Raw genomic sequence first — 10,142 nt, 5'->3', positions numbered from 1 at the left:
TTTCAAGGGCCGGACTCTAGCTCCGCGTGGAGGAAATTCTCAGGGGCACGTCAGGGGGCTTACAGGACGCCGATCATGCTCGCGACCAGGGGATGGCGCACGATGTCGCGTTCGGCCAGCCGCACCACGGCGATTTCAGGCACGGCCTCCAGTCGCTCAGCGATGTCCGACAGACCCGACACGCCGGGCAGCAGGTCCGACTGCTGCGGGTCGCCCGTCACGACCATGGTCGAGTGCCAGCCCAGCCGGGTCAGCAGCATCTTGAGCTGGACGTAGGTGCAGTTCTGCGCCTCATCCACGACGATGAAGGCGTTGTTCAGGGTGCGGCCGCGCATATAGCCGATGGGGGCGATCTCGATCAGCCCCTCGGCCATCAGGGCCTTGACCCGCTTCATGCTGAGGCGGTCCGACAGGGCGTCGTAGAGGGGGCGCAGATAGGGAGCCAGCTTGTCCTCCATGTCGCCGGGCAGGAAGCCGATGGACTCCCCGGCCTCGACCGCCGGGCGCGACAGGACGATGCGACCGATCCTGCCCGCCTCCAGCGCCTCGACCGCCTTGGCGACGGCCAGATAGGTCTTGCCGGTGCCTGCCGGCCCCAGGGCCAGCACCATGTTGTGGGCGTCGACGGCCTCCATCAGTTCGGCCTGACCGTCCGACTTGGGCTTCAGCGTCTTCAGATAGCCCTGGTCGCGTTCGTCGTTCGAGGGACAGGGCGACCAGCCGTTCCGGGGCGGCAATCGCCGGACCTTGGCGTCCTGCAGGAATTCCCGCGAGTCCAGAACGCCTTCACGGACTTGATGCTTGATGGCCGAACGCTTCGTCATGAACGCCTCCAGGGCATGAAAAAAGGCGAGCCCGGCAGGGCCTCGCCTTGGTCGTCGGTGGGGGAGGAGGGGGGCGGAGCCGCGCAGAAGCCGCCGGGATCAGCCGCAGGGTCGTCGCCGCCGCAGAGGCGTCGTCCCGGAACTGGTCGCGAACACGCCACGCGCATTCTCCAGTATCTGACCGGACCGGGCTTGATCCGGCTTCAGATCCGGGGCCGAAATGGCGACCTCGAATCGCATCAACACAATGATGCTAACGTAGTTTATGAGGGCTTAAAGCCATCATTTTCTGAAACATAGGGGGTGTTCGGATGAGTGTTTACAGCCTGGACGACAGCAAGCCGCAGCTTCCGCCTGAGGGCGAATACTGGATCGCGCCGAATGCAACGGTTCTAGGGAATGTGATTCTGCATCCCGGCGCCAGCATCTGGTTCAACACGGTTTTGCGAGGCGATAATGATCCCATCGTCATCGGCCGCGACAGCAATATTCAGGACGGCAGCATCCTGCACACCGATGTCGGCTCGCCCCTGACGATCGGCGCCGGGGTGACGGTGGGCCACAAGGCCATGCTGCATGGCTGCACTATCGGCGACAACAGCCTGGTGGGCATCGGGGCGGTGATCCTGAACGGCGCGAGGATCGGGAAGAATTGCCTGATCGGCGCCAACGCCCTGATCACCGAGGGCAAGGTCATTCCTGACAACTCCCTGGTCATGGGACAGCCTGGAAAGGTGGTGCGGGAATTGGAAGAGGGGCAGATCGAGGCCCTGCGGATTTCGGCCCAGCACTATGTCCAGAACTGGAAGCGCTATCTGGCGGAGCTGAAGCCGGTCGATTGATCCTGGGTGCGCCAGGATGGCACACGGGATGGCGGGCTTTCCCGTTCCCCGTCCTGAAAATGAGAGTTTTCTGGCCCTTTTCCGCCCACTGAACCGGCCCGTGACTTGCAGCGATGCTGGCAGATCAATGCAGGAGTCCGGGCCCATGCGGGTGGGGATCAAGAAAATTCTGGCTGGCGCCGCAGGCTTTGTCGGCATGATGGCGCTGGCGGACGTGGCCGCGGCGGGCTGCAATACGGGTTGCCAGCCGCCGCAACCGCCGCCGCCGCCGGTCACGCCGTGCTGCCTGCCGCCGCCGCCGCCGGTAAGGCCGCCTGTCATCCCTCCGATTCCGCCTGTCCCGCCTCGTGACGGCGTCAACGGCTGGGGCGGGGGCGGCAACGTCAATGTCAATGTGAACGTCAACGTGGCCGGCGCGCGGGCCTTTGCCGGCGCTCGCGCCGGTGCAACCGTCATCGTCGGCGGGGGCGGCGGCGCCTATTTCAACGTCGATCAGCCCTATCCCACGACGATCCAAGGCCTGTCGGTCGAGGGCAAGAGCATGGAGATGGTCCGCGTCCCCTTTACGGCCTCGCGTCGTATGGAGAAGCGGGTGGTCATCCAGGCTGTCTGCATCGACGACCGCGCCGTGCCTCACCCGGCCTCTCAGGTCCGTCCCGGCAAGGACGTGGCGACCGACTATGAAGGCGAGCTCTATCGCTGCATCGCCGGGACCAAGCTGCAGTGGACCATCGCCGACGAAGCCGGCGGCCCAGGCGAGACCATCAACTGCAACAAGCGCGAGGCCCTGTGGTACGGCCGCGGCGGGATGCTGGAGTGCCGCCCCGAGAAGCAGGAGCGCGATTGCAACGAACGGTCGCTGCTGCGCCGCTATGGCGCGGGCGTAAAGGTGCTGACCATGATCCGCGAGGAGACCTACACCGAGTATCGTGAGGAGATGGTCGAGAGCGCCGGTGCCGTGGCTTCGGGCGCGGTCATCATGCTGGACGGCGGCGTCGGCGGCCGGGTCTTCTGAATGGGCCGTTCAGCCTGGCGTCATCCGGGCTGAGCTAGATTTCGCCCATCGACTCTCCGTCGATTAGGCCAAAAGACTTGGGGCCCCGATCCGCTGGATCGGGGCCCCTTTTTCGTCTGGCGTTGCGCCGCCTACTGGGCCGGGGCCTTGTCCGAGATGACCTCGGCCTTCCACGCCGTGTCCGGCTTCAGATACTGACGCGCGGCGGCCTGGATGTCGGCGGGGGTGAAGGATTCCAGGTCGCTGATGTGGGTCTGGATCTGCTCGATGGTCGCCGGCTTGGCCGCAACATCCGCCAGTTGACCCAGCCAGTACTCGTTGCCGGCCTGGCTGCGACGCAGGCTTTCGATCGTCGGCAGTCGGGCGCGGTTCAGCTCGTCTTCAGTGACGGGGGCGTCCCGCAACGAGGCGGTGATGGCGTCGACAGCGGCGTAGAAGGCCGGGATCTTGTCCGCCGCCGTCTCGGCCATGACCGAGATGGAGCCATAGCCCTTGAACACGTCGGACGCCGAGGACGAGACGCGCGGCGAATAGGCCAGGGCCTGTTTCTCGCGGATTTCGTCCAGTACGCGCAGTTTGAACACCTCGCTGAGGATGGCGACCTTGCGGGCTTCGGTGCGGTCGTCGACGGCGTCGGTCGTGGGCCAGGCCACATAGGCCAGGGCCTGTTCCGCCGGACCCGTATGGGTCAGGCGCACCGGCTGGGCCGTCGGCGCCGGGAAGCGACGCTGGTCAGAACCGGGCAGGGGCTGGGCCGCCGGGGCGCGCTTCGGCAGGGCCGCGAAGGTGGAGGCGACGGTCGTGATGGCGTCATCGACGGTCACATCGCCGACCATGACGACGTCGATGGGGCCGGACGCCATGCCCTGAAGCACGCCCTGCTTCAGTTCGTCGAGAGTGAAGGCGGCGATGACGTCAGCCGGGGGGAAGACTTCGCGCTTGTCGCCCGACGCCAGATAGCCCGCGCCGTCGATGGCGAAGGCGCCGCCCGGCGTGGCGCGCTGCTGCGCCACATACTGCGGCAGGACCGCCTTGATCTGCTCGAACGGCGCAGGGCGCAGACCGGGGTCGGTCAGATAGGCGGCCAGCACCTGCATCTGCAGCTGCAGGTCGGCGGGACGGGTGGCGCCCGACAACTGATAGGCGTCGCCGTCGATGGTGAAGCCGGCGCCGTAGATCTTGCCGGTCAGGACCCGGCTCAGTTCGTCAGCGGTCAGCTTGCCGAGCCCGCCGGGGGTGAAGACCATGGGGGCCAGGGCCTGGGCGGTGAAACGATCCGTCGGCAGGGCTTCCTCGCCGATGCCGGTGCGGACGCTGATCAGGATCTGCTCGTCCTTGAACTCGGTCGGCTTGACCGTCAGTCGGACGCCGTTGGGGAAGGTGACGACCGTGGCGCCAACCGCGGCTGCTTCGGTGCGGCTGCTGGGCGTGGCGACGGCGCCGAAGTCGGCGTAGGGCCACTGAAGCTCTGCCTGTTCGGCGCGGGGCGTGACGGGTACCGAGCGGCTGGCTTGCAGGGCGGCGGTGACGCCGGCCTCTCCGCCCTCGATGGGCTCGGGCGTGACGACCAGAGCCAGCGGGCCCTGGCCTTCGAAGACGGTCTTGACGGCGGCGTCGACCTGGGTGGCCTTCAGATCCTTCACGGCCGCTTCGAACAAGGCCAGGTTGGTGGCCGGCGCTGAGAAGACCAGGTCGTCGTTGGCCGCGCCCAGCAGGGCGTTGGCCAGACCTGGCGTGCTGCGGGTCGCTGCAGCCTGGACGGCGTTTTCCAGCGCCGTACGGTTGTTGGCGATCTCGCGATCCAGTTCGGCCTGAGACACGCCGAACTGCACCAGGCGGCGCTGTTCCTGGTCGATGGTTTCCAGCGCGCGCGTCAGACCGCCCGGATTGAAGGCGGCTGAGATGGAGCCGATGTCGACGCTGTCGAACAGACTGCCGCTGCCGGCGCTAGCGGAAATGAAGGGCGGGTTGTCGGCGCGGGCGATTTCGCCCAGGCGCCGGTTGAGTACGGCCAGCCCCAGGTTCTGCAACAGGCTGTCGCGACGTTCGGCGACCGTGTCGGGGTCCAGGTCGGGATTGCGGACCCAGTTCAGTTGGATGGACGACTGGATGCCGGGCTCGACCAGGATGCGGGTCTCGGGCGCGCGGGGGGCGACGGTTCCCAGATCGGGATTCGGGCCGTCGGCGGCCTTGGGCTTCCAGTCGGCGAAGGTCGCGCGGATCTTGGCTTCCATCTGATCGACGTCGAAGTCGCCCACGGCGATCATCGTCGCGCGTTCGGGGCGATAATAGGCCTCGTAGAACTCGACGAAGCGTTCACGCGGCGCCGAGCGGATGATGCTGAGGTCGCCGATCGGCAGGCGGTTGGCCAGGCGCTGGCCGGGGGCCAGCAGGGCGATCTGGGCCTTCAGCGAGCGCAGGCCGGGGGTGTTGCGCAGGCGCTCTTCGCCCTCGATGACGCCGCGCTCGGCGTCGATGTCTTCAGCCTTCATCAGGGCTTCGGACACCTGTTCGCGCATGATGCGCAGCGAGGTGTCGACGGTCTCGTCGTTGGTGCGCGGCAGCTCCAGGGTATAGGCGGTCTGGTCGAAGCTGGTGAAGGCGTTGGTGTCGGCGCCGAAGGCCAGACCCAGACGTTCCAGAATGCGCAGCAGTTCGTTCTCGGGCACATTGGTCGTGCCGTTGAAGGCCATATGCTCCATGAAGTGAGCCAGCCCCAGCTGGTCCTCGTTCTCCATCAGCGAGCCGGCGGCGATCCGCAGGCGCAGCGAGGCCTGACCCGGAGGGGTGGCGTTCTTCAAGATGGCGTAGCGCATGCCGTTGGGCAGGACGCCGAAGCGCACGGCCGGGTCGGCGGGAATGTCGCTGGCGGCCTGAGCCCAGGCTTGGGACGGCGCGGCGTCCTGGGCCGCTGCGGCATGCGCCGCCATGCCGGCGGAATCCAGGGCGAGGGCGGGCAGGGCGGCGCCGCCCAGCAGAGCCAGGCTGGAGGCGGCAAGCAGCAGTAGGTGGCGAGGCGATCGCATTCGGCGGTTTCCTGAACGTGCGATCAGGCGGCCCCCGGGACTGACTGCGGCCCTGCACGTTTGTTCACGTGCAGGGAGGCCCGCACGTTTGTCAGACTGACAAACGTGCTTGACTACCTCAAGTTACCGAATGGTAATCTTAGCTTCCGCCGTTGCCGGAGACGTAGAAGGTCGCCGCATTGCCCACGGCGTTGGCGCCGCTGATCACCGTGCGATTGCTGTTGGTGATCGTCGTGTTAGCGGCGGCGCTGATGTTGCCGCTGTTGGTCTGGACGTTGTTGGCGGCGCCCCGGCATTGAACGCAGTTGATCACATTGCCGATGGCGTCGGCGCCGACATAGACGTCATAGCCCTTAGCGCCCTGGAAGGTGGCGGTGCTTTCAACCAGACCCGTGTTGCGCTGGGCGTTGTCAATGCCGACGGCGAAGTCGTCGCCGACCAGAGAGACCTCGTTGGCGGCGGCCCGGGAAGCGACATAGGCCTTGCCGTAGTCATAGGCGAAGACGCGGGCCGCGCCGCGGATGCGGGCGCTGTTTTCCTGATCGACCGTGGCCGACACGCCGCCGCCTTCGTTGCCGAGCCCCACCAGGTTGCCGGTGGCGGTGGCGCGACCGGCCAGATCCCAGGCGTTGCCGGCGCTGGGGTTCACGGCGGCCTCGACCATGGCGCCGTTGGAGCGTTGGCGCACCTTCATGTTCTGATTTGACACGCCGTCCGTGGCGACCTGCACCGCATTGGCCGTGGCGTCGCTGGAGAAGAGCGCGGCGGCGGGGATGTATTGGGTGGAAGCCAGATTGTGGGCGCGGACTTCGCCCGACGTCGTCTGATCGATCACCCCGGTGGTCGAGGCGTTGGTCCCGTCCAGGCCGACGTTGTTGCCGACGGCGCCGACAGCGACATAGGCCCCGCCCACGAGCCGGGCGTCGGCGTTGGTGATGTTGCTGCGCGCAAAGGTGTCGCCGCTGGCCTCCTGAGTGGCGGTCACGGAGGTGCTGGCGTCGTTCGTCGTCGCCGTCAGGTTGTTGCCGCGCGCCTGAATGATGCCGATCACGGGGCCGTTGGTGTCGCCGCGCAAGGTCATGGTCGTCGTGGCGGTGGTGTCGCCGCGCGCGATCTGGTTCGAGCGGACGTTCATCGCCTCGCCCTCGGTCCCGCCGACAGCCGAGTTGCCGAGAGCGGCATTGGAGGTGAAGGCATAGCCGGTGGCGCTGACATCGACGACGTTCAGCGTCTGGCCGGCCACGACATCGCCCAGCTGCAACTGATTGTTCAGGACGAGCGGGCCGTCCTGTGCGACCGCCGTATTAGCGGCTGCCGCGTACAGCGCTGTCACGGCGATCGTGCCAGCGAGCCGGATCTGCGCGAGTTTGGCCATTGTTCGTGTCCGTATTGGCATAGGCGGGATAGAAGCCGCCGGTCGGGCCGACAGGGCTGTCGGCGAGGGGGTCGTTGGCAGGGTTCAGGCAGACTTCCGGGCCGGGGGCGCCGTAAAGGTTGGCCATGAACTCGACGGTGGCGCGTTCCACCAGGGCGCGGACGGCCAGTTGGACCGGCTCCATGCCGCTGGTTCCGGCGGAGATGTCGAAGACGTTGCCGTTCATGAAGTCGAAGACGCCCGCGGAGATTTCGCGGCCCACGATCTGCTTCTGATAGGAAACGACGTCGACGACTTCGAGCGTCGTGGTCTGGACCAGGCGCAGGTCGATGGCGACGTTCATCACGAAGACCTTGCCGCTCAGCAGGCCCGAGCCGCCGTTTTGCTGGACTTCGCCGCCGGCGATGTCGAAGCCGCCCGAGCGGATGTTGTAGTTCACCTCGGTGATGCCGCCGACGACATAGAAGTCCGAGCCCGGCACCTGACCGGCCAGGATGCGGCGGTAGGCGGCGTCCTGGGGCGCGCCATTGGGCTGGTCGTCGCCGATCAGCTTGTTGTTGGCGTAGCGCAGCTCCAGCTCCGACACCGAGGTGTCGTAGCGTTCGACGATCCGCGCGCCGGCCTTGGCCAGGGCGGTGTTCGCCATCAGCGAGGCGCCTTGCGTGATCTGACGCCCGCCGTCGGCCGAGACCGTGCCGGTGTAGTCGCTGATCCGGCCCACCGCCATGCGCGGCGAGGGCAGGTTGTAGCGGCGCGCATAGTCGGCCAGGCAATACAGCGCGGTCGAATAGGGCGTCGGGTTCGACGTCACCGGGGCGTTGCCGATCGGCTTGGCGTACTGGCCCGACGGTCCGGCGCTGGTGCTGGCGCAACCGGCCAGCAGGGCGGCGACGGCGGCGATGGCGACGCCTGTGCGGACACGGATGGAGGAGTTCATGCTCATGGGAAGACCAGCGATCCGTTCAGCGCCGAGCCGGCTTTAATATCGCCGGTGTTGGTCTGGGTGGAGTTGACGATCACAGTGTTGCGGTTGCCCTGCACCACCACGTTGAGATTATTGCCGATGGCTGTCGCGCCGCTGACGGCGGTCCCGCCGTTGCCGCCCGCACCGACATAGCCGGACGAGGCGCCGCCGCTGCTGTTCGAATAGCTGCTGGCGCCGGCCTGGATGATGCCGTTGACGATCAGGCGGTTGCCGTTCTCGTCACGGGTCGATCCAGTGGCGTTCTGGGCGGTGGTGTAGCGCGAGCCGCCGTAGCCGGCCTGGAACTGGGCGGCGCCGGCCGAACCCGACGATTGGGCCGCGGCCGCGCCCACGCCGACGATCAGGCTGATCGTCAGGGTCGCTACCGGCAGTGTCAGTCTTTGGGACGGCATGAGTGGCTCCGCAGTGTCTATGCGGGTCACTCAGCAACGGTCGTGCCAGACCGAAATGCCGGTTTCGGGACGGGTTGAGGTTAACGCCGCGATTGTCCATCTAGGGGGGATGCAACATCCCGTGGACGAACCGGCCGGCGCTCCGCGCGAAAAGATTCTGAACGCGCCCTTCCTGCCGGTGCTGATCGCGGCCTCCATGCCGGTGCTCTTCTGGTTTCAGGAGCGACTGCCGGATGAGGGGTTGTCCATGGCCTTTCGGGCTGGCGATCTGGCGCACGGCCTGTGGAGCGGCCTGTTCACCTCCATGCTGCTGCACGGGGGCTGGGCTCATGTGATGATGAACGCGGTCGGGGCGCTGGCCTTTGGCGCGCCGGTCGCCCGGCTGCTGTCGCGCCGGTTCGCCCCGCTGGCCTTTATCGCCCTCTATATAGGCAGCGGGGTGATCGCCGCCCTGGGCTACGCCCTGTGCCATCCTGGGAGCATGGCGCCTCTGGTCGGCGCTTCGGGCGCGGTGTTCGGCCTGATCGGCGCGGCGACCCGGCTCCTAGGCGGGCATGGACGGGTCCTACCCCTGTTCCATCCGGCGGTGCTCAAGGCGGCGGCGGTCTGGATGGGCGTCAATCTGCTGATTGGTCTGGTCGGTTTCGCGCCCGGCGCCGAGGGCGCGCGCATCGCCTGGGAGGCCCACGCCTTCGGCTTCCTCTTCGGCATTCTGGCGATCGGTCCGCTGGGCCGCTGGTTCGCCCCGCGATAGGATTTGCGCATCGTCTGCGTCTGAGCGATCCTGTCGGGGTAGCGGCCGGTCCGCGGTCGTCTCTCTATATAGAAGGGAAGGAGCCGCCATGCTGGTCGCCGAGATACTCAAGGGCAAGGGACAGGCGGTCTTCACCCTGTCGCCTGATGCGTCATTGATTGAGGCCTGTGCCGAACTGGACCGCAAGCGGGTCGGGGCCCTGATTGTCTGCCGGGGAGACGATGTTGTCGGGGTTCTCTCGGAGCGGGACATTGTTCAGGCCATCGCTCGTGATGGCGTGGCCGCGCTCTCCCTTGCAGTGTCCCACTATATGACTGCCGAAGTGATTTATGCCGAGCCCACTGAAACGGTCGCTGTCCTGATGGGCCGAATGACGGATCGCCGCGTCCGGCACCTGCCTGTGCTGCTAGACAAGCGGTTGGCAGGCGTCGTCTCTATCGGCGATGTGGTCAAATGCCAGATCGCCGAAGCTACTCGGGAAGCCGAAAGCCTGCGCACCTATATAGCGGCAGGGTAGGGCCGGAAAATCAGCCTGAGCCAGATAAAGACTCCGGTTCTCTGAGATAGTTCGTGAAACTGTCATTCAGGGCTTGTGGACTCGAGGGGAGGTCCGTATATCCGCCGCTCGCTCGGAAACGGGCGGGCCGCGGGGTTCGGAAACGGACTGGGTGGGGCGGATTTGAAAGCTTCGGTTTTCGGGTTTGCAGAAAGGCTGAAAAGCCTGGTTGACTTGGAGATCGGCTTTCCTTAGAGAGCTGCCTCCGCCGAGGTCTTCGGGCTTCGGAAGTGTTGAAAAAGTTCTTTAAAAAGAACTGCTTGACACGGAAAACTTGAGGCGGTACACACCGCCTCCGCCGCGAACGGGCGCTAAACAGTTTGGCTGGTTTGTTCCGGTCCTGGTCTTTGAAATCGTTGATCTGGAAAGAGAA

General features: G+C 66.3%; 9 protein-coding genes. 4 read left to right on the top strand and 5 right to left on the bottom strand.

All coding sequences use genetic code 11. The annotated features are described in order from the left end of the window. Nucleotides 1–59 precede the first annotated feature (59 nt). On the bottom strand, nt 60–836 hold the full coding sequence (locus DXK21_RS15990) for a PhoH family protein (protein ID WP_114818758.1): 777 nt from the start codon (nt 834–836) through the stop codon (nt 60–62). Between the two features lie 299 nt (nt 837–1,135). On the opposite strand from DXK21_RS15990, the gene DXK21_RS15985 reads away from it, so the two are divergent. Both DXK21_RS15985 and DXK21_RS15980 read left to right on the top strand, forming a co-directional pair. After that, nucleotides 1,136–1,666 (top strand): gamma carbonic anhydrase family protein, encoded by a 531-nt coding sequence (locus DXK21_RS15985; RefSeq protein WP_114818757.1) that lies wholly within the window; start codon nt 1,136–1,138, stop codon nt 1,664–1,666. A gap of 145 nt (nt 1,667–1,811) precedes the next feature. Continuing rightward, nucleotides 1,812–2,681 (top strand): hypothetical protein, encoded by an 870-nt coding sequence (locus tag DXK21_RS15980; RefSeq protein ID WP_245945255.1) that lies wholly within the window; start codon nt 1,812–1,814, stop codon nt 2,679–2,681. Between the two features lie 131 nt (nt 2,682–2,812). On the opposite strand, the gene DXK21_RS15975 is transcribed toward DXK21_RS15980, so the two are convergent. The 4 genes from DXK21_RS15975 to hfaA all read right to left on the bottom strand — a co-directional run bounded on the left by DXK21_RS15975 (nt 2,813) and on the right by hfaA (nt 8,459). Continuing rightward, complete coding sequence (locus tag DXK21_RS15975; protein ID WP_114818756.1) at nt 2,813–5,707, bottom strand: M16 family metallopeptidase; 2,895 nt, start codon at nt 5,705–5,707, stop codon at nt 2,813–2,815. Between the two features lie 139 nt (nt 5,708–5,846). Beyond that, nucleotides 5,847–7,082, bottom strand: a complete 1,236-nt coding sequence (gene hfaD / locus DXK21_RS15970; protein WP_162790724.1) for a holdfast anchor protein HfaD — start codon at nt 7,080–7,082, stop codon at nt 5,847–5,849. After that, the gene (gene hfaB / locus DXK21_RS15965; RefSeq protein ID WP_114818754.1) at nt 7,012–8,019 is read right to left on the bottom strand and encodes a holdfast anchoring protein HfaB; all 1,008 of its coding nucleotides are present in this window, start codon (nt 8,017–8,019) and stop codon (nt 7,012–7,014) included. The genes hfaD and hfaB overlap by 71 nt, the downstream gene beginning before the upstream one ends. Nucleotides 8,020–8,021: 2 nt before the next feature. Further along, the gene (hfaA, locus tag DXK21_RS15960; RefSeq protein ID WP_114818753.1) at nt 8,022–8,459 is read right to left on the bottom strand and encodes a holdfast anchoring protein HfaA; all 438 of its coding nucleotides are present in this window, start codon (nt 8,457–8,459) and stop codon (nt 8,022–8,024) included. A 121-nt stretch (nt 8,460–8,580) separates the two neighbouring features. Between hfaA and DXK21_RS15955 the strand changes: the two genes are divergently transcribed. Next, nucleotides 8,581–9,213 carry a rhomboid family intramembrane serine protease gene (locus tag DXK21_RS15955; protein ID WP_245945254.1) on the top strand — a complete coding sequence of 211 codons (633 nt, stop codon included), beginning with the start codon at nt 8,581–8,583 and terminating at the stop codon, nt 9,211–9,213. An 88-nt stretch (nt 9,214–9,301) separates the two neighbouring features. After that, complete coding sequence (locus DXK21_RS15950; RefSeq protein WP_114818751.1) at nt 9,302–9,730, top strand: CBS domain-containing protein; 429 nt, start codon at nt 9,302–9,304, stop codon at nt 9,728–9,730. Nucleotides 9,731–10,142: the final 412 nt, after the last annotated feature.

It is taken from the genome of Brevundimonas bullata (assembly GCF_003350205.1).
In the GTDB taxonomy this organism is placed as follows: Bacteria; Pseudomonadota; Alphaproteobacteria; order Caulobacterales; family Caulobacteraceae; genus Brevundimonas; species Brevundimonas bullata.
Note: the sequence above shows the minus strand (reverse complement) of the source record. Positions and strands in the feature narration are given on the sequence as shown.

Excerpts from the sequence above, each read along its gene's own strand:
- hfaB (WP_114818754.1), bottom strand. The coding sequence starts at position 8,019 with ATGAACTCCTCCATCCGTGTCCGCACAGGCGTCGCCATCGCCGCCGTC.
- DXK21_RS15950 (WP_114818751.1), top strand. The coding sequence starts at position 9,302 with ATGCTGGTCGCCGAGATACTCAAGGGCAAGGGACAGGCGGTCTTCACC.
- hfaA (WP_114818753.1), bottom strand. The coding sequence starts at position 8,459 with ATGCCGTCCCAAAGACTGACACTGCCGGTAGCGACCCTGACGATCAGC.
- DXK21_RS15985 (WP_114818757.1), top strand. The coding sequence starts at position 1,136 with ATGAGTGTTTACAGCCTGGACGACAGCAAGCCGCAGCTTCCGCCTGAG.
- hfaD (WP_162790724.1), bottom strand. The coding sequence starts at position 7,082 with ATGGCCAAACTCGCGCAGATCCGGCTCGCTGGCACGATCGCCGTGACA.
- DXK21_RS15975 (WP_114818756.1), bottom strand. The coding sequence starts at position 5,707 with ATGCGATCGCCTCGCCACCTACTGCTGCTTGCCGCCTCCAGCCTGGCT.
- DXK21_RS15980 (WP_245945255.1), top strand. The coding sequence starts at position 1,812 with ATGCGGGTGGGGATCAAGAAAATTCTGGCTGGCGCCGCAGGCTTTGTC.